Source organism: Rhizobiaceae bacterium (assembly GCA_023953845.1).
GTDB lineage: Bacteria > Pseudomonadota > Alphaproteobacteria > Rhizobiales > Rhizobiaceae > Arvimicrobium.
Genome location: JAMLJC010000002.1, coordinates 416,370 through 440,894, shown reverse-complemented (window position 1 = coordinate 440,894; position 24,525 = coordinate 416,370). Strand labels below are relative to the sequence as shown.

The window sequence follows — 24,525 nt, the reverse complement described above, 5'->3', positions numbered from 1 at the left end:
TCGGTCCGACTATAAAGTGGCGATTTCGTCGCCGGTGCGGCTGTCAATGGGCGGCCGGAAGGATTTTTCCGGGATTCATGATGTTGAGCGGATCGAGCGCGGTCTTGATGGTCCGCATGAAGTCGACGCTGTCGCCGACCTCGCGCTCCAGGAATCCGACCTTGCCCTGCCCTATGCCATGCTCGCCCGTGCAGGTGCCGTCCATGGAGATGGCGCGCAGGTTCAGCCGCGAAACGAACTCCTCGCAGCGTGCGATCTCTTCCGGATTGTCCATGTCGATCAACGGCATGGTATGGAAATTGCCGTCTCCGACATGGCCGACGATCGGCGCGATCAGGCCCATGCGCTCGATATCGGCTTCCGTTTCCCGGATGCATTCGGCGAGCCGCGAGATCGGCACGCAGACATCCGTGGACAGGCCCTTGGTGCCGGGACGCAGCGTCAGCGAGGCGAAATAGGCGTTGTGCCGCGCCTTCCAGAGTTTCGCGCGCTCCTCCGCCACCTTCGTCCACAGGAACGGCCCGCCGCCATACTCGGTGGCGATCTCGCCAAAGCTCTCCGCCTGCTCGGCGACGCCGGCCTCGCTGCCGTGGAACTCGACGAACAGGCATGGGCTTTCCGGGTAATCGAGCTGCGAATAGTTCTTCATCGCCCGCATCTGCAGCGCGTTGACGATTTCGATTCGCGCCACCGGTATGCCCATCTGGATCGTGGCGATCACGGCGTTGCAGGCTGCTTCGAGGCTCGGGAACGGGCAGACGCCGCCCGAGATCGCCTGCGGAATGCCGTAGAGCTTCAGCGTCAGCCCGGTGATGATGCCGAGCGTTCCCTCCGAACCCACCAGCAGTCGGGTCAGGTCGTAGCCGGCCGACGTCTTCTTCGCCCGCCGGGCCGTGGTGATGGCGCGGCCGTCCGCCATCACGGCGGTCAGCGCCAGCACGTTCTCGCGCATCGTGCCGTAGCGCACGGCATTGGTGCCGGAAGCACGCGTCGCCGCCATGCCGCCGAGGCTCGCATTGGCGCCCGGATCGATGGGGAAGAACAGCCCGGTATCCCTCAGATGCGTGTTCAGCGCCTCGCGCGTGACGCCCGGCTCGACCGTGCAGTCGAGATCCTCGGGATTGACGGCGAGAATGCGGTTCATCTGCATGAGATCGATGGAGATACCGCCGCCCGGCGCGTTGGTATGCCCTTCCAGCGACGTGCCGGTGCCGAACGGAATCACCGGCACGCGATACTCGGCGCAGGCGCGCACGACCTCCTGCACGTCCTCCGTGGACTGCGCGAACACCACGCCGTCCGGCGGCTGATTCGGGATGTAGCTCGTCGTATGCGCATGTTGCGCGCGGATGTCCTGCCCGGTCTGGAAGCGCTCGCCGAAACGCTGCTTCAGGATGCCGAGCACGGCTGCGATGCCCGCCTCGTTGCGTGCAACCGTCACCAGGTCGCTCAGAGCCATGGATTCCTCCGCGAATAAGCCAGCCTGACCCTTGCTGGTCGGCTAGAGGGCCTATAGCAGTTTTCGACCGCGTTTGAGCAAGCCTCCTTTTGTGAGCCGATTGATGACCGTCGCGACCCCTTATGTCTCCCGCGCCATGGACATCGAGAAGGATTGGATCGACTACAACGGCCATCTCAACATGGCCTACTACAACGTGCTGTTCGACCGCGGGTCGGACGAGGCCTTCGAACTGATGGGCATGGGGCCGCGCTATGCGAAGGAGCGCCGGCTCACCATCTACACGGCGGAAATACACATCTGTTATCAGCAGGAACTGCATTTCGGCGACAAGGTCACCGTCTCCTTCCAGCTTCTGGACCACGATGAGAAGCGTCTGCGCATGTATCAGGAAATCCGCCACATCGACGGCTGGCTGGCGGCGACCTCGGAGACGCTGTCGCTCCATGTCGACATGAACGGACCCAAGGTCGTGGCCTTTCCGCCTGACATCGCTGCAAAAGTGGAGGCGATGCGCGACGCCCATGCGGCGCTGCCCATGCCGGAGCGCGCCGGCCGCTCCATCGCCATCAACCGCAGGCCGAAGACGGTCTGACCATGGCCAGCACGTTGCAGCTTTCCGTCTGGACTTATCCGTGGGATGTCGCCGAGCAGGGCATCGATCGATTTCTTGTCGAAATCCGCGATCTCGGCCTGAACACGGTCAGCCTCGCCACCTCCTACCATGCCGGCCGCTTCGTGCAGCCGCGCGGCAAGCGCCGGAAGAGCTATTTTCCGGAGGACGGCACGGTCTACTTCCGCCCCTCCCCGGCATTGTGGGCCGATGCGGCGATCCAGCCGAAGATGGCCCGTCAGGTGGGAGAGGATGGCGACATGCTGCGTGCGCTGGTCGATGCGCGCGCCGCGTCTGGCATCCGTACGTCGTGCTGGACGGTCTGCCTGCACAATACGCGGCTCGGCATGCTGCATCCGACGCATGTCGCCCGCAACGCCTTCGGCGATCCGAACTGGTTCAGCCTCTGCCCGGCGTCGCCCGAGGCGCGGCGCTACGCGCGCACGCTGGCGAAAGACATTTCGGAGAACTACCGGCCGGACGTGATCGAACTCGAAACCCCGAGCTATATGGGTTTCACGCATGGCTATCATCACGAGAAGGATGGCGTCGGCCTGACGCTCGAGGAAGACTTCTTCCTCTCCATCTGCTTCTGCGACCATTGCCTCGACCGCGCGGCGCAGGAGGGTGTCGATGGCGAAGCGGCGAAGCGCTGGGTGGCGGAGCAGATATCGGTCGCACTCGACCGCGAGCGGCCGGAATGCACCTTTCCCGATTTTCCGGCGAAAGGCATCGCCGCCTTCGAGGCCATCGAACCTCTTTTCGCCTTCCTCGAGTGGCGCGACAGCGTGGTGACCAGCCTCGTCGGCGAAATCCGGCAGGAGGCACATCCGGACACGAAGGTGATCGCGGTCAGCGACGCCGCCACCTGGTATGCGGCGCTCGACTTGCCCGAGGTCGCGAAAGCCTGCGACGGCGTGCTTCTCTGCCTCTATGGCGAGCCGGCTGCCGCCGTCGCCGCCGCCGTCACCGGGATGCGCCGCGCCATCGGCCCGGAAAAATTCCTCGGCGCCGGCCTGCGTCTCTTTCACCCGGAGCTTTCCGGCCCCGGCGAACTGGCGGAAGCCGGCCTTGCCGCCGTCGCCGCAGGGGCTGATGCCGTCAACTATTACAATTACGGCCTCGTGCCCGAGAAGCGCCTGAAATGGATCGCCGAAGCCACCCGGTCGCTGAACTCCCTTCGATAGCAAGCCTGACGCAAGCGAGCCTGCGTAGGCTTCAGCAAGGGTTTTCGGGGGAACACGCTTGGATATGCAGATCGAGATCACCGACGAAACGCGCGTGCCGCTTTCCGAGCGGTTCGAGATCGAGGCCGCGATCCGCGCCTATCGCGATCTCGGCTACGCCGCCGACGAGGTGATGGACCAGATGGCGCTGATCTTCTCCTTCCGGGCCGAAGACGTCCGGCCGCTGCTTCAGGCGGCCTGAAATCCGTCAACGGCCCGTAACGCCGCGCCATATCGCCACGACGCCGTCATCCTTCCCGAGGACGGGATCGCTCTCCGGCAGGGCGACCTTGCCGATCGCTTCTGCCAGTTCCCAGTCGGAAAACTGTCCCGGCCGCACGATGTCGCCCTGCTGCTTCGGCGGATAGCCGCCCGCCATCTGGAATCCCGGCGAGGCGGAGAGTTTCTTGTGCCCGACACCTGCCGGGACGATCGCCACGTCGCCGACCGACACGTCCACCACGATGCCGTCGTCTCCCCCGAAGCCGATCTTCGCCGTGCCCGCCACGCAGCCCAGCACCTCGTGCCCCTTCGTGTGGAAATGCCAGTAGGGAAAGACGGTGTAGACCCACGTTCCGCCCCAGCCGTTCCTGCGATAGAGCGCGCACGCCGCCTCGCCGCTTCGCGCATCCGCCGGCAGGCCGCCCTTGAAGATCACCAGCGGCAGCCGGCTGTTGGGAATGCCGCCATTGGGCTCGAAATGATGGATCTGCGGATTCGTCACGCTGCTAGAGCCTTTCATGGCTACCCGGAACCGTTCTGCCTGAGAGCATTTGGTCCCAAGGTCGAGGGTTTCGGCGAAGGGCGTGGTGGCGCCACGGCCGAGCCGAAAGCCGAAGGAAATGGGCCAAATGCACCCGGCCCGAAGGGTTTGCCGCTGGCGTACGCCCGCTTTGTCGGCCGGATTTGGCCGTACTCCCGGTACGACCTGCACCGGCCTTCGCGCGGATCGCCCTGCCATCTGACAAACAGAACCGTTTCCGGCTAACCATGAAAGGCTCTAGGATAGCTTTTCCTTGAAGAAAGCCACAGTCCTTCCCCATGCAAGATCGGCCGCTTCCTTGTTGTAGCGGGCTTCCGATGTGTCGTTGTTGAAGGCGTGCTGCGCGCCCTCGTAGATGTGGACGGTGTATTCCTTGCCCGCCGCATCGAGCGCCGCCTTGTAGGCATCGATGCCGGCATTGATGCGCTCGTCCTGCCCGGCATAGTGCAGGAGCAGAGGCGCCTTGATGTTGGCGATCGCCGCCGTGTCCTTTGGTTGCGCGCCGTAATAGGCGACGCCCGCCGCAAGGTCTGGCGAGGCGATGGCGAGGTTGTTCACCGTGCCGCCGCCCCAGCAGAAACCGACCGCGCCGACCTTGCCATTGGTCGCCTCGCTGTTCCTGAGGAACGCCACCGTCGCCACGCCGTTCGCGGCGGTCGTGGCCGCGTCGAGCGAGGAGAACATCTCGCGCGCCTTGTCCTCGTCGGCGGGCGTGCCGCCCTGCGGCGACAGGAAGTCCGGCGCCAGCGCGACAAAGCCTTCCAGCGCGATGCGGCGCGCCACGTCCTTGATATGGGCGTTGAGGCCCCTGTTCTCGTGGATGACGATGACGGCTCCGAGCTTGCCCGTAGCATCCGCCGGCCGCACGAGATAGCCCTTCATCTCGCCTTCCGCGCCGGGATAGGTGATGTCCTCAGCCTTCAGGCGCTGATCGTCCTCAGGCACGATGGCCGCCCGCGCGCTGTTGGCGGCAAGCATGGGCGCGATCGCCGCAGCCGCTGCCCCCGAGCCCGCCAGCTTCGACAGTTTCTCCATGAAACCGCGCCGGTCGAGCGTCAGATGCGTGTATTCGTCATAGGCGTCGATCATCGCCTGCGTGATTTTCGGCCGTTCCATCGCGTCCTCCATTCAGGATATGACGCAAGGATAGGAGCCCGAACCGCAGGGTCCAATCACACACGCTTGAATGAGAAGCGCAGCCTTTGTCGGCGGCTTGCCTACGCTGCCTGCGGCGCGGCGGATGCCGCCACCTTCGCCCGCGCGCGACCCATACGGCCGAGCAGGAAGGCGATGGCGACGCCAGCCACGATGATCCCCAGCGCCAGCAGCGGCCGATACCAGAACCAGGCGATCGCGATCGTTCCCGCGCCGACAAGCACCGCGAGCACCAGCGCGACGAGCCCCGCGCCGAAGCCGACCATCTGGCCGAGCGGCGGGATGACGGCCGCCAGCGCGCCGAGCGGCGCCATGACGAGGGCGAAGCCGACCCACAGGAAGATCAGTCCGATGACGCGGATGATCCACGTCACCAGCGTGTTGGCCGTCTGCGCGTCGGCGAACATTTTTTCGGCCGGCACGACGCCGTCGTCCACCATCAGCAGCGCATCGCCCGCCTGCGTCTGGTAGCTGTCGAAACCGCTGCCGGCCTGCTTGCCGATCACGCTGATCGGGCCGAGCGGCGCGAGCCGGTAGGAGATTCGGTAGTCGCCCACCGCTGGCTGCGTGGCGTTGAAGCCCAGATAGATGCGTCCTTCCGCCACCGTCACCCGCTTGTTGCCGCTATAGGCGGCGTCGACCGCCGCCGTCTGGTCGGGCGCGACCGGAAAATCCTTCTGCGCGTCGATCATCGAGATGACGCGCTGGCTGAGCGAAAAAGCGCCGAGTTCGGCTTCCGGCACCTGGAAGTTCTGGCCGCGTATCTCCATTGGCGGGTTCTCGTGGCCGGCCGGCTGCTTGAAGCGCGACGAGTCGATCGGGCCGTCGCTCCATACCTTGGAATAGCTGTACGTCGTCACCGTCTCCTGCCCGCCGCCGAGCTTGTCCTGGCTCTTCGATTCGGACGTCTCCTTCCATTGGAACATCTCGGCGCGCCGCTCCAGCCGCACGCCTTCTGCCGTGATGCCGAAGCCCGGATCGGAAGGCTTGTGCCATGTGCTGACGTCGCCGGTGACGTGCACAAGCTTGCCATCATTTGCCGGGTCGACGGCGTCCGACGACACCGAGACGACGACGCCCGCGCCTTCCGTCAGCGAGCGGGCGGTCTGCACCGCCCTGCCCTCGTTCCAGAACAGGAGGACGACCATGCCGACCACCAGCAGCAGACCGATCAGCACGCCGATGACGGAATTCTTGAGACGCCCGAACCAGGAGGTTCGCGTGGTCACGGTGAAGGTGTCGCTCATGATGTCCCCCAAACCCCGGCGCGGATCGCTCCGAGTCCGGTCTGTGCCGTCCTTTCCCACGAGTCTGTTTCACGCGGAAGGCGGTCGCGCGCGTCTTGCCGCTCGCCAGGTAACGGGCATGTTTCAATGGCGTTTCGACTTCTTTGCTCCGGCAACATCGCCGCGCCGGCGCGTGGTTGTATTTCGCGCAACACCCGCCGCGAAATCGGCGCCAACCGCCGGCACCACACTTGATCCCGCAAACGGCTCATCTATGGTCCGATCGTATTCGAGGGGGAAATCATATGCGGCTGACACGCAGGGAAGTCGTGTTGGGTGGCCTGGCTGCGGCGGTGGCCGGAAGCGTCGAGGCCGAGGCGGCGGCGGCCGACTGGTTCGCCGGAACCGCGACAGACAACGGCGTCACCTACAAGCGGACGAATTTTTCCAAGGTCGCCCCGAAATGGCGGCGTCAGGTCGTCAAATACTATTCGAGCGAGCCCATCGGCACCGTCGTTGTCGATACCCGCAACCACTTCCTCTATCTCATCAACGAGAACAAGACGGCCATCCGCTACGGCGTGGGCGTCGGCAAGGAAGGCTTCAAGTGGTATGGCCGCTCGACCGTCGACCGCAAGGCGCTGTGGCCGAAATGGACGCCGCCGCCGGAGATGATCGCGCGCCATCCCGACCTCCCGGCCTCCGTCGCCGGCGGCTCGCCCAGCAACCCGCTCGGCGCCCGCGCCATGTATCTGCACCGTGACGGCGCCGACACCGGCTACCGCTTCCACGGCACCATCCAGCCCTGGAGCATCGGCACGGACGCGTCGAGCGGCTGCATCCGCATGTTCAACGAGGACGCGATAGACCTCTATCAGCGCATTCCCGTGGGAACCGCCGTGGCGGTGCTTCAGCACATCGCGGACCAGGCCGACCGCGCGATGAAACTGGACGATATCGACCGCGGAGCGCCGAAATGAGACGCAGCATCCCCGGCCTCGCCTTGCTCGCTTGCATGGCGATGGCGCTCGCCGCCTGCTCGACGACGTCGATGACGCCGCGTCCCGGCCCGCAGGAGCCGCCTCCGCCCGTTTCCACGACTCCGGACGAGACCAATCAGCCGGCAGCCGGCTTCGAAAACGTCAAGCCGGGAACGGAGGAGGATTTCATCCTCAATGTCAGCCGCCGAACCTTCTTCGCGGCGGATTCGGCCGCTCTCGATTCGACCGCGAAGGCGACGCTCGATGCGCAGGCCGCGTGGCTGAAGCAGTATCCGAAATGGCTGGTGAAGCTGCAGGGCTTCGCCGACGATTCGGGCGGGGCTTCCGCGCAGGTCACGCTCTCGCAGAAGCGGGCGGACGCGGTGATGAGCTATCTCGTCAATGCCGGCGTGGAGCCGAACCGCATGTGGGCCAAGGGATACGGCAAGGACAGGGAAGTCCGCGCCTGCTCCGACCGCTCCTGCAAGGTCCAGAACCGCCGGGTGGTCTCGAATCTGAGAACCGTAAGGGACGACTGAACACCAGAAAACAGATCGTTTCCGCATTTCGAAAAAAGCAGGAACGGTCCGGCTGCTCATCCCTTCCGCGGCAGGTGCACGACGAAGCGCGCCCCGCCATCCACCGGCGTCTCGTAGCGCGCGGTGCCGCCATGCAGTTCGGCGATCTGGCGCACAAGCGCGAGGCCGAGCCCCCAGCCGCCTGCCGACTCGCTGCGTCCGGCGGGCCGGTAGAAGGGCTCGAAGACCCGCGCCTCCTCCCCCGGCGGCAGGCCGTCGCCATGGTCGCGAACGGTGAGCGTCACGCCGCGCGCGTCGCTCGACACGTCCACATCCACCGGCGGACGCCCATGTCGCATCGCGTTGAGGAGAAGATTGCGGGTCAGGCGGGTCAGCAGCCGGCGGTCGCCGCTCATCGGCGCGGCCACGCCGGACATCTCGATGCCGTGCCGCGAACATTCCTCCGCCACGAGGCCGCTCAGATCGAGCGGTTCCAGCTTTGCAGCGGCGGCAGTGTGTTCCAGCCTGCTGGCGAGCAGGATCTCCTCCACCAGTTCATCGATTTCAGCGAGGTTCGCATTGATCTCGCGCGACTGCCCGCCATTCGCCGGCAGCCCCGAAAGGTCGATGGCCATGCGAAGTCTCGCCAGCGGCGAGCGCAATTCGTGGCTGGCATTGGCGAGCAGCGTGCGGTGCGCGCCGACCAGTTGCTCGATGCGCCCGGCGGCGGCGTTGAAGCTGCGCGCGACGGCCGCGACCTCGTCCCGGCCCTTCACGTCGACACGCGCGTCGAGCGCGCCGCCGCCGAACTTCTCCACGCCTTCGCGCAGTTTTTCGAGCCGCCGCGTCAGATGGCGGACCACCGGATAGGCCGCGAGGCCGACCACCGCCGCGATCAGCGCTATGTAACCCAGCGCCCCGCGCCGGCCGCCCTCCCACGGCATGGCGATGTCGGCGACAAGCACGCGCCCGTCGGGAAACCGCACGATCTGCGGCTCGCCATGCCTGTAGCGGAAGGGCCGCTTGCCGCGTCGCGGCTCGGTCAGGTCGGGCGGCTGCCCGGCGGAAGCCAGCAGCTCGCCGTCGCGCGAATAGAGCGCCAGATCGGCGTCGAGCGCCTTGCCGAGCCGCTCCAGCATCAGCCGCGTCTGCGCCGGATCGTCGGACGCCGGCAGCATTTCCTGCGCGAAGCGGTCGCGCCGTTCGCCGAAATTGGCCGTGTCGCGGTCCATCGTCAGCCGCCAGTAGGCGCCGCTCGCCAGCGCGACCGCCGCCAGGCACGCCAGCAGCGTCAGATAGACCTTCAGGAACAGCCGGCTGCTGACCATGGTCACACATCGTCCTGGTTGCGCGCGAATACATAGCCCGCGCCGCGAACGGTGATCAGCCTGCGCGGGTGCTTCGGGTCATCCTCGATCGCCGCCCGGATGCGCGACACATGCACGTCGATCGAGCGGTCGAAGGCGTCCAGTTCCTCGCCCTTCACCATATCCATGAGCTGCTCGCGCGACAGCGTGCGCCCGGCGTTCTCGGCCAGCGCCAGCAGCAATTCGAACTGATGGCTGGTGAGCGGCCTGGCTGTCCCGTCGACGCGCGCCGTCCGCGAGCCGGGATCGATCTCCAGCCGCCCGAACCGCAAGGTGCGCGGCAGGTCCGCGCCGCCCCCGCGCCGGCGCAGGATCGCCTTCAGCCGCGCCAGCAATTCGCGCGGGTTGAACGGCTTGGGCAGATAATCGTCGGCGCCGAGTTCCAGCCCGACGATGCGGTCGGTCTCGTCGCCCTTCGCCGTCAGCATGAGTACCGGCACGTCGGAAAAGGCCCTGATCTGCCGGCACGCCTCGAAGCCGTCTATGTCCGGCAGCATCACGTCGAGGATCACCGCGTCCGGCGCGCGGCGGCGCACTTCCTCCACGCCGGCGCGGCCCGTCCCGGCGCGGGCGGTCGAATAGCCGTTGCTGCCGAGATAGTCGCCGAGCATGGCGGCGAGGCGCGCATCGTCATCGATGATCAGAACCTCGTCCGCCATGCCCTCTCCTTTCGCCGCTTACCAGCGGCCGCCGTGGCGTTCCTTCATCTCGGCGGCGAGCTTCGCCCTTTGTTCGGGCGTCAGCACCTCCGCCGCCTCAACCGCCGCAGCCACCGCCTTCTTCGACGCTTCGTCGATCGCCGCGATGCGGCTCGCCCTCAGCGTCTCGACCGCCGCCTTGTCGATCGTCGGGGCAGCCAGCAGCGTCATCACCTGCTCGCGCGTGTCGCGGAACTCGCGGCCCATCGGCCGGAGTTCGGTGCGCGTCCGGTCGATGATCGCCCAGATCTTCGTTTCCTGTTCGGCGCTCGCGTCGATCTCGTCAAGCATGTGGCCTACGCGATGCTCGGCGAAACGCGCGCCCATATGGCCCATGCCGTGCTTCCAGCCGCCGGGGCCGCCCCATCCGCCCTGCGCCACGGCGACTGCCGCACCGATGCCGATGACGGCCGCGAGCGCCAGACCGACAGTCAGCGTCAGGTTCCGCTTCGCCTTGGGGGCCGGAGACGTCTCGTTGCGATCGTGGTCGATGGTGCTGCCGGTATCCTGCGGGTTGGTTTCGTTCTGGTTGGTCATGATGTGCTCCTTCTTCCATCTGGCGGTTGCCGATGGGAGCACCATAGGGAGCCGAGGTTTCCGCCATTCGCGGCCTATGTAAAGAAGTGTGAAGCACGGCGCGCCGGAAAACAGAGAGGAAATTTTTCCTCTTCTCCCTTGCCGATCCGGTACAAATCGGAAACACTTCTGGCCTTTCCGGCCCGAATCACTACATTCGGCTCAGATGTCCGGCTTTCCCGACGATATGCCCTTCTTTGACGAGGAGCCCGATCCCCGTGGCGTGCCCGGCCCCGCAAGCGCGTCGCCGCGTCCGCAGGGCGGAGGCATCGCCGCCCGCGCCATGGCCGCGCGGCAGGGCCACAACGGCCCGCCGGATTACCTGAAAGGTCTCAATCCCGAGCAGCGGCTGGCCGTCGAGACGACCGAAGGCCCGGTGCTGGTGCTCGCCGGCGCCGGCACGGGCAAGACGCGCGTGCTCACCACCCGCATCGCCCACATCCTCGCCACCGGCCTCGCCTATCCGTCGCAGATCCTCGCCGTCACCTTCACCAACAAGGCCGCGCGCGAGATGAAGCAGCGCATCGGCCTTTTGGTCGGCGAGGCGGTGGAGGGCATGCCCTGGCTCGGCACCTTCCATTCCATCGGGGTAAAGCTCCTGCGCCGCCATGCCGAGCTCGCGAACCTCAAATCCGGATTCACCATCCTCGACACGGACGACGTCATCCGCCTGCTCAAGCAGCTCATCCAGGCCGAGGGGCTGGACGACAAGCGCTGGCCGGCGCGCACCTTCGCCAACATGATCGACGGCTGGAAGAACAAGGGGCTCGGCCCGAAGGACATCCCCGAGGGCGACGCCCGCTCCTTCGCCAACGGCAAGGGCCGCGAGCTGTACGCCGCCTATCAGGAGCGCCTGCAGACGCTGAACGCCTGCGACTTCGGCGACCTTCTCTGCCACCCGATCCGCATCTTCCGCGAGCATCCCGACGTGCTGGCGGAATACCATCGCAAGTTCAAATACATATTGGTGGACGAGTATCAGGACACCAACACCGCCCAATATATGTGGCTGCGGCTTCTGGCGCAGCGACCGAAAACTGAGCGCGCAATGTCTTCGGCCGAAGGCCGCAAGCCCGACCGGGCGTCGGCCGGTCAGGCCGCCCCCGCGGAGGGCCAGCCGCCGCAGGCGGCGGTACGGCCCGTGAGCGAGAACAAACAGCAGCAAATCAATATTTGCTGCGTCGGCGACGACGACCAGTCGATCTATGGCTGGCGCGGGGCGGAGGTGGACAACATCCTCCGCTTCGAAAAGGATTTCCCGGGCGCGACGGTCATCCGGCTGGAGCGCAACTACCGCTCGACCGCCCATATCCTCGGCGCCGCCTCCCATCTGATCGCGCACAATGAGGGCCGGCTCGGCAAGACGCTGTTCACCGACCGCCCCTCGCCCGACGACGCCAAGGTAAATGTCCACGCCGCCTGGGATTCGGAGGAGGAAGCGCGCGCCGTCGGCGACGAGATCGAGACCCTTCAGAGGAAAGGCCATGCGCTCAACGACATGGCCATCCTCGTCCGCGCCTCCTTCCAGATGCGCGAGTTCGAGGATCGCTTCGTCACCATGGGGCTGAACTATCGCGTCATCGGCGGCCCGCGCTTCTACGAGCGGCAGGAGATCCGCGACGCGATGGCCTATCTTCGCGTCGTGGCGCAGGGCGCGGACGACCTGGCCTTCGAGCGCATCGTCAATGTGCCGAAGCGCGGGCTGGGCGAAGCCACCATCCGCCAGATCCACGACACGGCGCGCGCCTTGCGCGTCCCCATGCTCGCCGCCGCCGCCAATCTCGCCGAATCGGACGAGCTGAAGCCCAAGCCGCGCGCCGCTTTGCGCGAGGTCGCCGCGAATTTCGCCCGCTGGCAGGAAATGCTCGACACCAAACCGCATACCGAGCTCGCCGAGATCATCCTCGAAGAGTCCGGCTACACGGATATGTGGAAGAACGACCGCGCGCCCGATGCACCCACGCGGCTGGAAAACCTCAAGGAGCTGATCCGCTCCATGGAGGAATACGAGTCCCTGCGCGCCTTCCTCGAACATGTCGCGCTGGTCATGGATGCCGAGCAGAACGAGGGCATGGACGCCGTCTCCATCATGACCCTGCACTCGGCCAAGGGCCTGGAGTTCGAGACGGTCTTCCTGCCGGGCTGGGAGGAAGGGCTGTTCCCCCACCAGCGCGCGCTGGACGAGGGCGGCCGCTCCGGGCTGGAGGAGGAGCGCCGCCTCGCCTATGTCGGGCTGACCCGCGCCAAGAAGAATCTGCATCTCTGGTTCGTGTCGAACCGGCGCATCCACGGCCTCTGGCAATCGACCATTCCGTCGCGCTTCCTCGACGAGTTGCCGGAGGCCCATGTCGATGTCGCCGAGGGCGGCGGCTCCTATGGCGGCTACGGCAACCCCTATGGCGGCGGCTCCTTCGCTTCCGGCCGGGGCGGTTTTTCGGCTGGCCGCCAGAACCCTTACGGCGCGTCGCGCTTCGACAATGTCGGCGGCGGCCGCGGCGCCTTCTCCAACACCTATGCGACGCCCGGCTGGGCGCGCGCGCAGGCCAACCGTACCGAGGCGACCGACCGCAACTGGGGCAGCCGCTCCGGCCATCAGGTCGAGCGCATCGGCTATGGCGAGACCGATTCCGGCTATGGCGCGGGCCGGGGCTCGGTGAAAAGCCGGGTCATCGAGGGCGAGCTGGTCGCGAAATCCGTGTCGGACAGCCCCTCGGCCTTCCATGTCGGCGACCGCGTGTTCCACCAGAAATTCGGCAACGGCAACATCGCTGCAATCGACGGCAACAAGCTTACCATCGATTTCGACAGGGCCGGCCAGAAGAAGGTGCTCGACGGTTTCGTCACGTCGGTGTGAGTGGCAATCGGCTCCGACACCGCTGCATGGAACCCCGATCCGGCCTGATCGGTTGATCTGCTGCAAGGAAAGGAGCAGCTCAATGCCCGATCAGGAAAACATCAAGCACCAAGGCACGCACAAGGCCGACAAGGACGATCTGATCCGCCAGCAGCAGGCCGAGCACGGCGGCACGGGAGGACAGGATCGCCAGGGCCAGCAGGGCGGAAATCAGTTGCGCGACAAGCAGCAACGAGGCGGCCAGGCCGACAACACCCGGCAGTAGGGTGCAGCACGAGTAAAAAAAGAAGGCCCGCCGGGGAGGAGACCGGCGGGCCATACTTTTCTGACATTCAGGAGGGAGAATGTCATCAAGGTGAACATAGGTGATGCCCGTTGGGTGGGCAAACTTCCCCACTGTACAATTCATATGCAAATTGTCGCAGATATGCAGGCAACGGGATGCGGTTCTGGCCCGCACCGCTTGACGAAACACCGCTCCATAAGCTCTCTGGCGTCCAACGGAGGAACCCGCTGATGACCGATGACACCGCTCTTTCCGCCTTTGCCGCCGGCAACACCGCAGTCATTACCGGAGGTGCGAGCGGGATCGGTCTCGCCGCCGCGAAACGCTATGCCGCGCGCGGCATGAACGTCGTGATCGCCGATCTCGGCGCGGATCGGCTTTCCGCCGCCGCGGACGCCATCAAGGCAACGCCGGGCGTCGGCCAGATCCTCGCCGAAGCGGTGGACGTCACGCGACTGGAAGATCTGCAATCGCTCGCCGATACCGTCCGGACGCGGTTAGGCGCGCCCTCCGTGCTGATGAACAATGCCGGCATCGGCGACAATCCGGGCAAGCCGTGGGAGAATTCCGACGGCTGGCGCAGGCTGATCGACGTGAATTTCTGGGGTGTCGCCTATGGCACGCAGGCCTTTGCGCCGATGATGATCGAGTCCGGCAATGCCGGCGTCATCGTCAACACCGGCTCCAAGCAGGGCATCACCACGCCGCCCGGCAACCTCGCCTACAACGTCTCGAAGGCCGCCGTGAAAAGCTTCACGGAAGGCCTCGCCCACGAACTGCGCAACATGGCCGGCTCGAAAGTCTCCGCGCACCTGCTCATCCCCGGATTCACCTATACCGGCCTCACCGTCGGCGCGACGGAGAAGCCGGCTGGCGCGTGGACCGGCGAGCAGGTGGTCGACTTCATGCTCGAACGGCTGGCGGCCGGCGATTTCTACATCCTTTGCCCCGACAACGAGGTCGCCCGTGCGACCGACGAGAAGCGCATGGCCTGGGCGGTCGGCGACATCATCCACAATCGGCCCGCCCTCTCCCGCTGGCACCCGGATTATGCGGAGGCATTTCAAGATCATATGACGGGCTGATCGATGGACATTGACCGGGGCTTCGGTAAGGGTCAGGACCTGCTGATATGATCGAAATGGCGCCTGAAACGGCAAAGAGATGCGAGGAGAAGTCCGAAGGTCGATGGGGTTCCATCGGCCGAGGAGTTCGACGCGGCAGGTCGAAGCCGTTTCGGCGTCCTTCGGATGTGGTTCATTTGGCCGGCTACCTCGTCGCGAAGGCTCGACAATGGTCAACATTGCCTTCGCCTTCGCTCCTCCTATCCAGCGAAATGACCTCACACCATTTCGACCAGATCAGCAGGTCCTGACCCTAACCAGCCGAAAACATCGCCGGAAATCCGCCTTGTCCCGCTACGTCAGCCTTTTCGTTCTGCTCGTCATCGTCTTCGTCGCCTGCGCGGCGGTGGAGTTCGTGCTTCACGCGACGGGCGCTGGCGTTTCCCTGCGGGATACGAAGGGCATCGGACAGGTCAGCCTGTTCCTCATCATCATCCCGATCCTCGTCATCTTCGCCGTGCGTCGCGGCGGCGGACCGGCGGTTTTTCTAAAACCCTACCTCGCCAACCTGCCGCGCGCGCTCGCCGGCTTCGGCGCCATGTGGGCGCAGGCTGTGGTGCTGATGGCCATCGCCTACGGGCTTCTCGGCCTCATGGGCTTCGTCAGCTGGTCTACCGACGCATGGGCGAGCTTCTCGATGGCGCTGCTCGGCAAGACGATCGTCGCGCTGCTCGTGGTGATCGTGCTCGCCTACACCGAGGAGCACATTTTCCGCGCCTTCGTCTTCCGTCATCTGCGCTACGACGAGACGCCACTGGTAACGGTCGCGGCGATCGTCGTGGCGGCGGCGCTGTTCTCGGTGACGCACCTGATCTCCTACAAGGATTCCTGGGCGCTTGCCGACGTGGCGAGCCTGCTGTTTGGCCTCTTCCTGCTTGGCGGGCTTTTCATCGTCACTTACATCGCCAGCGGATCGCTCGCCTGCGCCATCGGCATGCATGCGGGCCTGCTCGGCTTCAAGGTCTTCCTGCGTCGCACCGATCTTCTGGATTACCAGCCGGACGTCTGGTGGCTCGGCGGCAGCGAGGACATCCGGCTGGCGCCGATCACCTGGCTGCTGATGGTCCTCATCGGAATCTTCATCTGGGTGACGAGACGCCAGCTGCGCCGGCACTTCTACATCGAACCTGCCGTGGCGCCGCTGAAACCCGGCGAGCGCGCCTGATTCACGCGCCCCAGCGCGCCAGAAACGCCTCTATCGGCAGTGACTGCATGTCGGGTATGGCGTCCGCCAGCCGCTCGAGCGGCCAGTCCCACCATGCCGCCGCCTCGATCCGCGCGGCGATCGCGTCGTCGAAGCGTTTTCGAATGACGCGCCCCGGCACGCCGGCGACGATCGTGTAGGCGGGGACGTTCTTGCGGACAACGGCGTTCGCGCCAATCACCGCGCCATTCCCGATGGTCACGCCGGGCAGTATCACCGCGCCATGTCCGATCCAGACGTCATGGCCGATGGTGACGGCCTTCGCCTGCCTCCGTTGCTTGAAGGTCTGGTCCACGCCAAGAAAGCGGAAATACTCGTTCGGCCGATAGCTCACCTTATGCGTGGTGATGCGCTCCATCGGGTGTTCCAGCGCGTTTATGCGCGTGTTCGCCGCGATGGAGCAGAACTTGCCGATCGTCGTGTAGATCGCCTCGGCATGCCGCTCGAAATAGGAGAAATCGCCGACCGTGACCTCGCGCAGGATCACGCGCTCGCCGACGGCGACATAGCGCCCGAGGCGGCTGGACTTGAGTTCAGCCGTCGGATGGATGCGGGGCTCGGGCTCCTTGAAGCGGATGTTTGCGGCGTCTTCCATCGGCGCGCTCTACGCCGTGCCGCGCCGGGCGGCAAGTCACTGGGGCTTGCCGTTCTTCCAGTTCACCTGCTGGCCGAACAGCGGAACCGTCGAGATCGACATCTTGGCCGATCCGTCCTGCACCTGCCGCGAATGCGCCAGATAGATCAGCGTATCGTTGGCCTTGTCGTAGATGCGGTTCACGACCTGCTTCTTCCAGATCAGGCTTATGCCCTGCTTGAAGACTTCCTCGCCATCCTTGCTCAGATCGATGTCGCCGATCGTGATGGGTCCGGTCTGCTGGCAGGAAATCGCGGTGTCTGAGGGGTCCTCGAACCAGTTGCCTTTCTGCAACCGGTCGATGACCCCGCGATCGAAATAGGAGACGTGGCAGGTGACGCCGTCGATCTCAGGGTCCTTGATCGCCTCGATGATGATGTCGTTGCCGAGCCAGTCGACCCCGACCTTGCCCACCTCCTGCGCGCTGGCCGGCGAAAAAGCCATCGCCGCTGCAGCCGAAAGGAGAAGAATAAGGAATCCGCGCATCGTTTGCTCCGCTCAAGCCGTCCGCTAAAATGGTGATCGTCGACAACGAACGCAACGACCCCGGGCTCCCGCTGCCACGAAAATGTGCGCCCGTCGCGACACAGTGGCCACTTCCGCCAATGCGGATGAAGCATTAGATAGCAGGCATGTTCGGCAGGATGCGCATTTCCGGTTCTCTGCTCGCGAAGCTGACGCTTGCCGTCGCGGCGTTCGGTGCCGCGACCGGCGCGGCGTTTGCGGCGTGGATCGACAACGGCGCCGATATTTTCCGCGCCATGGTCGAAACCGGCCTTTCCTGGTGCATGTAGCGGCAGCGCGGCTGTCCGGGAGCTTTCGATAAATGATGCGACCGATACTCGTTGGTATTCTGGTGCTGATGGCTGCCGGTGTCGGCTTCCTCACCTTCGAATGGTACCGCCAGACGAACAGCGGCGAGCCATACGGCGCGCCTTTCACGCTGGTCGACGAGAATGGAGCGCCGATCACCGAATCTGCCTTTCGCGGCCATCCGAGCGCTGTGTTCTTCGGATTCACCAACTGCCCGGAAGTCTGCCCCACGACGCTGTATGAAATGAATGCATGGCTCACCAAGCTCGGCGACGAGGGCAAGGATATACGGGCCTATTTCGTGTCCATCGATCCGGAGCGCGATACGCCGGAGATGATGAAGCTCTACGTCGAGAACGCATCCGACCGGATCACCGGCATCACCGGCGAGCCCGACAAGGTGTACGCGATGGCGAAATCCTTCGGCATCTACTGGAAGAGGGTCGATACCGGCGACGGCGAGTATACGATGGACCACACTGCGTCGGTGCTGCTGCTCGACAGTTCAGGCGATTTCGCGGGCACCATCGCCTACGAAGAAAATAGCGACACGGCGATTGCAAAGCTGAAGCGCCTCGCGGCAAAAGGCTGATCGTGGCGGCCGTTGCGCCGCGCCGGAAAAGTCAGCTCCTGAAATCGGGCCATGCCGCAGACACGCCTCCACATCTCCTTGAACAAGGTCGACGCGCAGCGCGCCTATGACGCCTTCGAAGCGGAGTTCGAGGAAGACGGCCATCCGCTGCTGATCCTCGAAGTCGACGAGGCGGCCGATATCCATGAAGTCTCGGTCTACGCGCCCGGCGAGCCCGACCAGGTCGCGGCGCGCATGACGGCCGTGCTCGACCGCCTCGCGATCCCGTCAGGTATCGGTCGCGAAACGCTCGAGGACATCGACTGGGTCACGAAGTCGCTCGAAGATCTGAAGCCGGTGCGGGCCGGCCGTTTTCTGGTTCACGGCGCACATGATCGCGACAGGCTGCGGGTCGGAGACATCGGCATAGAGATCGAGGCTGGCCTCGCCTTCGGCACCGGCCATCACGGCACGACGGCGGGCTGCCTCGAAATGCTCACCGACGTGCTGCGGCGCGAGCGGCCCCGCAACGCGCTCGACCTGGGAACAGGCAGCGCCGTGCTTGCGATCGCGCTGGCGAAACTGGCGGGTATTCCCGTCCTCGCCACCGACATCGATCCGGTCGCCACGAAGGTCGCGCGGGAGAATGTCCGCCTGAACGGCGTCGTCCGTCTGGTGCATGCCGTCACGGCCGCGGGATTCCACAATCCGGTCTTTGCGCTCAACGCGCCTTTCGACCTGATCGTGGCGAACATTCTGGCCCGCCCGCTGATGAAGCTGGCGCCCGAGATGGCACGGCACCTGACGCCGGGCGGCTCGCTGGTCCTGTCGGGTATCCTCGATCGTCAGCGCGATGCGGTCGTCGCGGCCTATGTCGGGCAACGCTTCCGCCACGTCCGCACCACGCATCGCGAAGGCTGGGTGACGATACACCTCAAGAGATAGTGCGGCGCCCTCAGATCATCGAGACGCGCGCCGGCCGGCGCTGCAGCTCCTGGCGGTTGTAGCCGCTTCGGCTCAGGGTCTCGTCGTCGAGCATCAGCAGTGCGCCGTTGACGTAGGACTGCGCTTCTCGTTCGCGCGCCGCCATCAAGGCGTTCATCGCATTGCGGAGAAAGCGGTAGGGAAGTGAGGCAGCGGTCATGTCGTTCTCCTTCGCAAGGATTGAATGACAATCTCCTCCTCGCAGAAAGCTAAGCCGCCGGGACCGCCGAGAGAAGCGCCAGGGCCACATACCTTCAATGCGCTTTTGCATACGCATCGGATGCGCTTCCGGCGAGCGTTGCAACCGCACCGGCATGGAGCTACGGTCCCGCCGATTTGCACGAGGCCTCCATGTTCCAGACATTCGATACCGACACCGATCCCAGCGTCGGCGCGTCCCGCGTCGCAGCGTTGCGCGCATGGATGGCGAAGAGTGAACTGGATGCTTTTCTCGTGCCCCGGGCCGACGAGCATCAGGGCGAATATGTCGCGCCGGGTTCGGAGCGTCTGAAATGGCTGACGGGTTTCTCCGGCTCGGCCGGCGTCGCTCTCATGATGGCGGATCGCGCCGTCATCTTCGTCGACGGACGTTACACGCTGCAGGTGCGCCAGCAGACCGATCCGAACGTCTTCACGGTGGCCAGCCTGATCGATACGCCGCCGCCCGCCTGGATTCGCGAGAACCTTGAGGGAAAGCTCCGGATCGGCTTCGATCCTTGGCTGCACACGATCGGCGAGTTGAAGGCGCTGAGCGAGGCGGCGGAGAAAACAGGCGCGACGCTGGTGCCCGTCGCCCGCAATCCGATCGACGCGTTGTGGGAAGACCGGCCCCCTTCCCCGCTCGGCCGCGTCGAAATCCATCCGATCCAGTTCGCGGGCGAGCTTGCGAAGTCCAGACTGCATCGTCTGGCGGAAGCCGTCGCGAGGGACGGCGCGACCCATGCCGTGCTGACCGACCCGTCCTCGATCGCATGGGCGTTCAACATCCGCGGCTCCGACGTTCCGCACACGCCGCTTGCGCTCGGGTTCGCCGTGCTCGGCGCGGACGGCCATCACCTGTTGTTCATGGACAAGCGCAAGCTTCCGATCGAGCCCGAAGCCTATCTGACGCAGCTCTGCGACCTGCGCGCCCCGTCCGAACTGGAAAGGGAGATAGTACGGCTGGCGAAGGAGGGCGCCCGGGTCTCGCTCGACCCCGTCCTCGCCGCCGATCGTCTGAGAACGCTCGTGGTCGCCAATGGCGGCACGGTCGTGGAGGCCGCCGATCCCGCGCGGCTGCCGCGCGCCACCAAGAACGAAGCCGAGATCGCCGGCAGCCGGGCGGCCCACCGCCGTGACGGCGCCGCCATTGCGCGATTCCTCTGCTGGCTCGACCGCACCGATCCGGCAACGCTCGACGAGATTTCGACGGTTACGAAGCTTGAGGAATGCCGGCGACTGGCCGGCGAGAGCACCCAGATGCCGCTGCGCGACATCTCCTTCTCGACCATCTCCGGCGCGGGCCCGAACGGCGCGGTGATTCACTACCGCGTCTCGACCGCCACGAACCGCCGTCTGGCGCGCGGGGAGCTCTATCTGGTCGATTCCGGCGCGCAGTATCAGGACGGCACCACCGACATCACCCGCACCGTTCCCATCGGGACGCCCACGGACGAGATGCGGGAGCGCTTTACGCTGGTCCTGAAAGGCATGATCGGCATATCGATGCTGCGTTTCCCGCCGGGAACGCGCGGCATGGATATCGATGCTTTCGCGCGCGTGGCGCTCTGGAAGGCGGGCTGCGATTTCGCCCATGGCACCGGCCACGGCGTCGGCTCCTATCTCTCCGTGCATGAGGGGCCGCAGCGCATCGCGAAGACCGGCGCCCAGAAGCTGCTGTCCGGTATGATGCTTTCAAACGAACCCGGCTACTACAAGGAAGACGCGTACGGCATCCGTATCGAAAACCTCATCCTCGTGACGCCGGCGGAACAGATCGCTGGCGGCGACATCGCCATGCACGCTTTCGAGACGCTGACGCTGGCGCCGATCGACCGGCGCCTGATCCGGCCGGAACTGATGCTGAAGGATGAGCTCGACTGGCTCAACGCCTATCATGCGCGCGTGCTTGCCGAGATCGGCCCCATGGTCGACGGCGAGACGCTGGGATGGCTGGAGGCTGCCACCGCGCCAATCGGCTGATCTACCCCACGAACTGCCGCATCGCGATCAGCACCACGGCGCTGGCGAGGAACATCGGCAGCATGCCAAAACGCAGCGACAGCACGCACGCCGCCAGCAGGGCGACGAGTTCCGCCGGCCCGGCCGTCAGGAAGGCGGGCTCGACAAGCGTTGTCAGCACCGCGGCGGGCACCGCGTTGAGGCCGGCCTCGACGCGGGGATGAATGCGCTCGAAACGCGACAGCACGAGATGCCCGCCTACCCGCGTGAGATAGGTCAGGATCGCTCCGGCGAGGATGATCCAGAGATGCGTGCTCATATGGATGGCGTTTCGTTCTTGGCGGGGGCGAGCATGGCGCCGAGCAGGACGCCCACCAGCGCGCCGACCGAGACGTGCCACGGCGAGCCGATCGTCTTGTAGGCGATGATGGAAGCCGCGCCGCTGGTGAGGACGACCGGCAGCCAGAGCGCCCGTTTGCGGAAACTCATGACGAGCCCGAGGAAATAGATGGGCAGAAGGAAATCGATGCCCAGCGCATGGGTGTCCGGGATGAGCTTGCCGAAGAACGCGCCAAGACCGCTCTCGACGACCCATGGCACATAGATGACGACGCCCATGCCCATGTACCAGATGAAACTCACCGACCGGTCGGTGTCCGCCTTTCGCTCCGTTTCGGCAAATTGCGGATCTGTCATCAGGAAATAGGCGATCGCCTGCTGCGGCACCGACCAGTGTGTGAGCTGCCGTCCGAGCGTGGCGGAATACAGCACATGGCGAAAGTTGACGGCGAAGATCGACAGCACCACGAGCCACGGCGCGACATGCTGGCCGAAAAGTTCGATGCCCACCATCTGGCTGGCGCCGCCATAGACCAGTGCGCTCATCAGCGTCGCTTCCCAGACGTTGAAGCCGTTCTCGATCGCCACGGCGCCGAAGAGAACCGCGAATGGCGCGGAAGCGACCGCCACCGGCAGGCCTGCTCGCGCCCCTTCGATAAAGTCGGCCTTGAGGTCTTTCTCGACCAGGACGTCCGTTGTCAAATCACTCTCCTGCTGACGCCGGGCTACATAGGTCAGCAGGTCTTCCCTGTCACACCAATTCCGTTGAGCGCTTCGATCAATGAAGCGAATGCCTTCGACGTTTCAACCCTTCACGCGTTCGAACCACTGATCCTCATCGATCACCTCGATGCCGAGTTCGGTGGCCTGCTTGAGCTTCGAGCCCGCGCCGGGCCCGGCCACCACAAGGTCCGTCTTCTTCGAGACGGAGCCGGCGACCTTGGCGCCCAGTTTTTCGGCCATCGCCTTCGCCTCGTCGCGGGACATCTTTTCGAGCGATCCGGTGAAGACCACGGTCTTGCCGGCGACAGGCGAACTGGCTGCCGCCACGGGCTCCTCGTCGAGCGGCGTGACCTCGGCGAGCAGCGCGTCGACGACCGAACGGTTATGCTCCTCGCCGAAGAAGTCGGCCACGGCCTCCGCGACGATATTGCCGATGCCGGCGACCGCGTTGAGCTCCTGCCATGCGGCATTGCCCGGATCGCCCTTGCCCGCCGGCGGAACCGCGCTTTCGCCGACATCGCGAAAGGCCCTGAAGGACAGGAAAGCCCGAGCCAGCCGCTTGGCGTTCGTCTCGCCCACATGCCGGATGCCGAGCCCATGCAGGAAGCGCCAGAACTCGACCTCGCGGCGGTTGTCGATTGCCGCATAGAGCTTCCTGACCGACACGGTCCCGAACCCGTCGATATTCTCCAGCTTGGTCAGGGACGCTTCCTGCCGCGTCTTCAGGGTGAAGATGTCCGGAGGCGACTTGATCGACAGCGCCGGGTCCTCCGCGTTGAAGAAGAACTCGATCTGCCTCTCGCCCAGACCCTCTATGTCCATGGCGTTGCGCGACACGAAATGCCGGAGCCGCTCGACCGCCTGCGCCGGGCAGATGAGGCCGCCGGTGCAGCGCCGCACCGCCTCGCCGTCCTCGCGCACGGCGTGGCTGCCGCAGGCGGGACAAAGATGCGGAAATTCGTACGGCACCGCGTCGGCCGGTCGCTTCTCGGGAACGATATCGAGGATCTGCGGGATGACGTCCCCGGCCCGCTGGACGATCACCGTGTCGCCGATGCGGATGTCCCTGCCCTCGCGGATCGGCTGCCCGCTATTGCCGATGCCCTTGATGTAGTCCTCGTTGTGGAGCGTCGCGTTGACCACCACGACACCGCCCACCGTCACCGGCTCCAGCCGCGCGACCGGCGTCAGCGCGCCGGTCCGGCCGACCTGGATGTCGATGCCCTTCAGCTCGGTCATCGCCTTCTCGGCGGCAAACTTGTGCGCGGTCGCCCAGCGCGGGCTGCGGGAGCGGAAGCCGAGACGCTGCTGCAGGTCCAGACGGTCGACCTTGTAGACGACGCCGTCGATGTCGTACGGGATCTCGGCGCGCTCCGCCTCGATCTCGTGATAGCGCGCCAGCAGTTCCTCCACCGAACGGCAGCGCACCATGCGGTCGTTGATCGGAAAACCCCAGTCGCCAAAACGCTTGACCACATCATATTGCGTGGAGCCCAGTTCACCGCTCGTTTCGCCCCACGCATAGGCGAAGAATTTGAGCGGTCGCGAGCGCGTCACTTCGGGGTTCTTCTGGCGCAGGCTGCCGGCCGCCGAGTTGCGCGGATTGGCGAAGGTCTGGCCGCTTTCCGCCATGCGCTGCTGCAGCGCGAAGAAGTCGTCGCGGCGCATATAGACCTCGCCGCGGATTTCCACGACGTCGGGCGCCTCTTCAGGCAGCCTTTGCGGAATCTCGTCGATGGTTCGGATGTTGGCGGTCACGTTCTCCCCGGTCGTGCCGTCGCCGCGCGTCGCCGCCGTCACCAGCCGCCGATTCTCGTAACGCAACGACATGGACAGGCCGTCGATCTTCGGCTCCGCGGTGAACACCAGTTCCGCATCGGCCGCGAGCGACAGGAAACGGCGGACCGACGCGACGAAATCACGGACGTCCTCATCGGAAAACACGTTGTCCAGCGACAGCATCGGCACCGCATGGCGCACCTGGCTGAACACGCCGGCCGGTGCGGCGCCCACCCTGACGGACGGCGAATCCGGCCGGATCAGCTCCGGATAGCGCGCCTCGATCGCGGCGTTGCGCAGGCGCAGCGCGTCATACTCGGCATCCGATACGGTCGGCGCATCCTCGCGATAGTAGCGTTCGTCATGCCCGGCGATCTCGGCCGCCAGCCGCTCCAGTTCGCTTGCCGCTTCCTCCGCGGTCAGCGCCTCGACGGGCTTCGTTGAAAGCGGCATGGATGAACTCCGGCGCGAAA

General features: G+C 65.4%; 26 protein-coding genes. 13 read left to right on the top strand and 13 right to left on the bottom strand.

The genetic code is table 11. The features are described from left to right. Positions 1-43: 43 nt before the first annotated feature. Positions 44-1,459 carry an FAD-binding protein gene (locus tag M9955_24135; protein ID MCO5084736.1) on the bottom strand — a complete coding sequence of 472 codons (1,416 nt, stop codon included), beginning with the start codon at positions 1,457-1,459 and terminating at the stop codon, positions 44-46. A gap of 103 nt (positions 1,460-1,562) precedes the next feature. Here M9955_24135 and M9955_24130 point away from each other — a divergent pair, with 103 nt between their 5' ends. Genes M9955_24130 through M9955_24120 form a run of 3 tightly spaced genes read left to right on the top strand, consistent with a single transcriptional unit; the run spans position 1,563 to position 3,500 of the window. Beyond that, on the top strand, positions 1,563-2,054 hold the full coding sequence (locus M9955_24130; protein ID MCO5084735.1) for a thioesterase family protein: 492 nt from the start codon (positions 1,563-1,565) through the stop codon (positions 2,052-2,054). Between the two features lie 14 nt (positions 2,055-2,068). Next, entirely contained in the window at positions 2,069-3,259 is a 1,191-nt protein-coding gene (locus M9955_24125) for a hypothetical protein (protein MCO5084734.1), read from the top strand. A 58-nt stretch (positions 3,260-3,317) separates the two neighbouring features. After that, on the top strand, positions 3,318-3,500 hold the full coding sequence (locus tag M9955_24120; protein ID MCO5084733.1) for a hypothetical protein: 183 nt from the start codon (positions 3,318-3,320) through the stop codon (positions 3,498-3,500). A gap of 6 nt (positions 3,501-3,506) precedes the next feature. On the opposite strand, the gene M9955_24115 is transcribed toward M9955_24120, so the two are convergent. From M9955_24115 to M9955_24105, 3 genes are all read right to left on the bottom strand, one after another. Beyond that, positions 3,507-4,022, bottom strand: coding sequence for a hypothetical protein (locus M9955_24115; GenBank protein MCO5084732.1), 516 nt, complete (start codon positions 4,020-4,022; stop codon positions 3,507-3,509). Between the two features lie 276 nt (positions 4,023-4,298). After that, positions 4,299-5,177, bottom strand: a complete 879-nt coding sequence (locus tag M9955_24110; protein ID MCO5084731.1) for a dienelactone hydrolase family protein — start codon at positions 5,175-5,177, stop codon at positions 4,299-4,301. 101 nt (positions 5,178-5,278) lie between these two features. Then, positions 5,279-6,463, bottom strand: coding sequence for a TMEM43 family protein (locus M9955_24105; GenBank protein ID MCO5084730.1), 1,185 nt, complete (start codon positions 6,461-6,463; stop codon positions 5,279-5,281). Between the two features lie 284 nt (positions 6,464-6,747). Between M9955_24105 and M9955_24100 the strand changes: the two genes are divergently transcribed. After that, on the top strand, positions 6,748-7,422 hold the full coding sequence (locus M9955_24100) for a L,D-transpeptidase (protein MCO5084729.1): 675 nt from the start codon (positions 6,748-6,750) through the stop codon (positions 7,420-7,422). A gap of 71 nt (positions 7,423-7,493) precedes the next feature. Beyond that, complete coding sequence (locus M9955_24095; GenBank protein ID MCO5084728.1) at positions 7,494-7,961, top strand: OmpA family protein; 468 nt, start codon at positions 7,494-7,496, stop codon at positions 7,959-7,961. Positions 7,962-8,017: 56 nt separating this feature from the next. Here M9955_24095 and M9955_24090 read toward each other — a convergent pair whose 3' ends face one another. The 3 genes from M9955_24090 to M9955_24080 are packed head-to-tail and all read right to left on the bottom strand — an operon-like array spanning position 8,018 to position 10,542. Then, positions 8,018-9,268, bottom strand: coding sequence for a HAMP domain-containing histidine kinase (locus M9955_24090; protein MCO5084727.1), 1,251 nt, complete (start codon positions 9,266-9,268; stop codon positions 8,018-8,020). Between the two features lie 2 nt (positions 9,269-9,270). After that, a complete protein-coding gene (locus M9955_24085; GenBank protein ID MCO5084726.1) occupies positions 9,271-9,966 on the bottom strand; it encodes a response regulator transcription factor in 696 nt (231 codons plus the stop codon). Positions 9,967-9,984: 18 nt separating this feature from the next. Beyond that, positions 9,985-10,542 carry a periplasmic heavy metal sensor gene (locus M9955_24080; GenBank protein ID MCO5084725.1) on the bottom strand — a complete coding sequence of 186 codons (558 nt, stop codon included), beginning with the start codon at positions 10,540-10,542 and terminating at the stop codon, positions 9,985-9,987. 205 nt (positions 10,543-10,747) lie between these two features. Between M9955_24080 and M9955_24075 the strand changes: the two genes are divergently transcribed. The 4 genes from M9955_24075 to M9955_24060 all read left to right on the top strand — a co-directional run bounded on the left by M9955_24075 (position 10,748) and on the right by M9955_24060 (position 16,010). Further along, positions 10,748-13,435, top strand: coding sequence for a UvrD-helicase domain-containing protein (locus tag M9955_24075; protein MCO5084724.1), 2,688 nt, complete (start codon positions 10,748-10,750; stop codon positions 13,433-13,435). Between the two features lie 82 nt (positions 13,436-13,517). Beyond that, on the top strand, positions 13,518-13,700 hold the full coding sequence (locus M9955_24070) for a hypothetical protein (protein MCO5084723.1): 183 nt from the start codon (positions 13,518-13,520) through the stop codon (positions 13,698-13,700). Positions 13,701-13,951: 251 nt separating this feature from the next. Then, positions 13,952-14,806 (top strand): SDR family NAD(P)-dependent oxidoreductase, encoded by an 855-nt coding sequence (locus tag M9955_24065; GenBank protein MCO5084722.1) that lies wholly within the window; start codon positions 13,952-13,954, stop codon positions 14,804-14,806. 325 nt (positions 14,807-15,131) lie between these two features. Continuing rightward, entirely contained in the window at positions 15,132-16,010 is an 879-nt protein-coding gene (locus M9955_24060) for a CPBP family glutamic-type intramembrane protease (protein ID MCO5084721.1), read from the top strand. A gap of 1 nt (position 16,011) precedes the next feature. Here the strand turns inward: M9955_24060 and M9955_24055 are convergent, their stop codons facing one another. After that, on the bottom strand, positions 16,012-16,644 hold the full coding sequence (locus tag M9955_24055) for an antibiotic acetyltransferase (GenBank protein MCO5084720.1): 633 nt from the start codon (positions 16,642-16,644) through the stop codon (positions 16,012-16,014). Between the two features lie 36 nt (positions 16,645-16,680). Next, entirely contained in the window at positions 16,681-17,127 is a 447-nt protein-coding gene (locus M9955_24050) for a CreA family protein (protein ID MCO5084719.1), read from the bottom strand. 188 nt (positions 17,128-17,315) lie between these two features. On the opposite strand from M9955_24050, the gene M9955_24045 reads away from it, so the two are divergent. The 3 genes from M9955_24045 to M9955_24035 are packed head-to-tail and all read left to right on the top strand — an operon-like array spanning position 17,316 to position 19,012. Then, a complete protein-coding gene (locus M9955_24045; GenBank protein MCO5084718.1) occupies positions 17,316-17,477 on the top strand; it encodes a hypothetical protein in 162 nt (53 codons plus the stop codon). Between the two features lie 32 nt (positions 17,478-17,509). After that, positions 17,510-18,088, top strand: coding sequence for an SCO family protein (locus M9955_24040; GenBank protein MCO5084717.1), 579 nt, complete (start codon positions 17,510-17,512; stop codon positions 18,086-18,088). 51 nt (positions 18,089-18,139) lie between these two features. Further along, positions 18,140-19,012, top strand: a complete 873-nt coding sequence (locus tag M9955_24035; GenBank protein ID MCO5084716.1) for a 50S ribosomal protein L11 methyltransferase — start codon at positions 18,140-18,142, stop codon at positions 19,010-19,012. A 10-nt stretch (positions 19,013-19,022) separates the two neighbouring features. On the opposite strand, the gene M9955_24030 is transcribed toward M9955_24035, so the two are convergent. Further along, a complete protein-coding gene (locus tag M9955_24030) occupies positions 19,023-19,211 on the bottom strand; it encodes a hypothetical protein (GenBank protein MCO5084715.1) in 189 nt (62 codons plus the stop codon). Between the two features lie 191 nt (positions 19,212-19,402). Between M9955_24030 and M9955_24025 the strand changes: the two genes are divergently transcribed. Then, entirely contained in the window at positions 19,403-21,232 is a 1,830-nt protein-coding gene (locus tag M9955_24025; GenBank protein ID MCO5084714.1) for an aminopeptidase P family protein, read from the top strand. Position 21,233: 1 nt separating this feature from the next. On the opposite strand, the gene M9955_24020 is transcribed toward M9955_24025, so the two are convergent. The 3 genes from M9955_24020 to ligA form a co-directional block, all read right to left on the bottom strand. Beyond that, the gene (locus tag M9955_24020) at positions 21,234-21,530 is read right to left on the bottom strand and encodes an AzlD family protein (protein ID MCO5084713.1); all 297 of its coding nucleotides are present in this window, start codon (positions 21,528-21,530) and stop codon (positions 21,234-21,236) included. Continuing rightward, on the bottom strand, positions 21,527-22,252 hold the full coding sequence (locus M9955_24015; protein MCO5084712.1) for an AzlC family ABC transporter permease: 726 nt from the start codon (positions 22,250-22,252) through the stop codon (positions 21,527-21,529). Before M9955_24015 ends, M9955_24020 begins: the two co-directional genes overlap by 4 nt. Before the next feature lie 102 nt (positions 22,253-22,354). Continuing rightward, positions 22,355-24,505 carry an NAD-dependent DNA ligase LigA gene (ligA, locus tag M9955_24010; protein MCO5084711.1) on the bottom strand — a complete coding sequence of 717 codons (2,151 nt, stop codon included), beginning with the start codon at positions 24,503-24,505 and terminating at the stop codon, positions 22,355-22,357. Positions 24,506-24,525: the final 20 nt, after the last annotated feature.

Coding starts and splice junctions, on each gene's coding strand:
- M9955_24135 (MCO5084736.1), bottom strand. CDS start 1,459: ATGGCTCTGAGCGACCTGGTGACGGTTGCACGCAACGAGGCGGGCATC.
- M9955_24130 (MCO5084735.1), top strand. CDS start 1,563: ATGACCGTCGCGACCCCTTATGTCTCCCGCGCCATGGACATCGAGAAG.
- M9955_24110 (MCO5084731.1), bottom strand. CDS start 5,177: ATGGAACGGCCGAAAATCACGCAGGCGATGATCGACGCCTATGACGAA.
- M9955_24105 (MCO5084730.1), bottom strand. CDS start 6,463: ATGAGCGACACCTTCACCGTGACCACGCGAACCTCCTGGTTCGGGCGT.
- M9955_24100 (MCO5084729.1), top strand. CDS start 6,748: ATGCGGCTGACACGCAGGGAAGTCGTGTTGGGTGGCCTGGCTGCGGCG.
- M9955_24095 (MCO5084728.1), top strand. CDS start 7,494: ATGACGCCGCGTCCCGGCCCGCAGGAGCCGCCTCCGCCCGTTTCCACG.
- M9955_24090 (MCO5084727.1), bottom strand. CDS start 9,268: ATGGTCAGCAGCCGGCTGTTCCTGAAGGTCTATCTGACGCTGCTGGCG.
- M9955_24085 (MCO5084726.1), bottom strand. CDS start 9,966: ATGGCGGACGAGGTTCTGATCATCGATGACGATGCGCGCCTCGCCGCC.
- M9955_24080 (MCO5084725.1), bottom strand. CDS start 10,542: ATGACCAACCAGAACGAAACCAACCCGCAGGATACCGGCAGCACCATC.
- M9955_24075 (MCO5084724.1), top strand. CDS start 10,748: ATGTCCGGCTTTCCCGACGATATGCCCTTCTTTGACGAGGAGCCCGAT.
- M9955_24070 (MCO5084723.1), top strand. CDS start 13,518: ATGCCCGATCAGGAAAACATCAAGCACCAAGGCACGCACAAGGCCGAC.
- M9955_24065 (MCO5084722.1), top strand. CDS start 13,952: ATGACCGATGACACCGCTCTTTCCGCCTTTGCCGCCGGCAACACCGCA.
- M9955_24055 (MCO5084720.1), bottom strand. CDS start 16,644: ATGGAAGACGCCGCAAACATCCGCTTCAAGGAGCCCGAGCCCCGCATC.
- M9955_24050 (MCO5084719.1), bottom strand. CDS start 17,127: ATGGCTTTTTCGCCGGCCAGCGCGCAGGAGGTGGGCAAGGTCGGGGTC.
- M9955_24045 (MCO5084718.1), top strand. CDS start 17,316: ATGTTCGGCAGGATGCGCATTTCCGGTTCTCTGCTCGCGAAGCTGACG.
- M9955_24040 (MCO5084717.1), top strand. CDS start 17,510: ATGATGCGACCGATACTCGTTGGTATTCTGGTGCTGATGGCTGCCGGT.
- M9955_24035 (MCO5084716.1), top strand. CDS start 18,140: ATGCCGCAGACACGCCTCCACATCTCCTTGAACAAGGTCGACGCGCAG.
- M9955_24030 (MCO5084715.1), bottom strand. CDS start 19,211: ATGACCGCTGCCTCACTTCCCTACCGCTTTCTCCGCAATGCGATGAAC.
- M9955_24025 (MCO5084714.1), top strand. CDS start 19,403: ATGTTCCAGACATTCGATACCGACACCGATCCCAGCGTCGGCGCGTCC.
- M9955_24020 (MCO5084713.1), bottom strand. CDS start 21,530: ATGAGCACGCATCTCTGGATCATCCTCGCCGGAGCGATCCTGACCTAT.
- ligA (MCO5084711.1), bottom strand. CDS start 24,505: ATGCCGCTTTCAACGAAGCCCGTCGAGGCGCTGACCGCGGAGGAAGCG.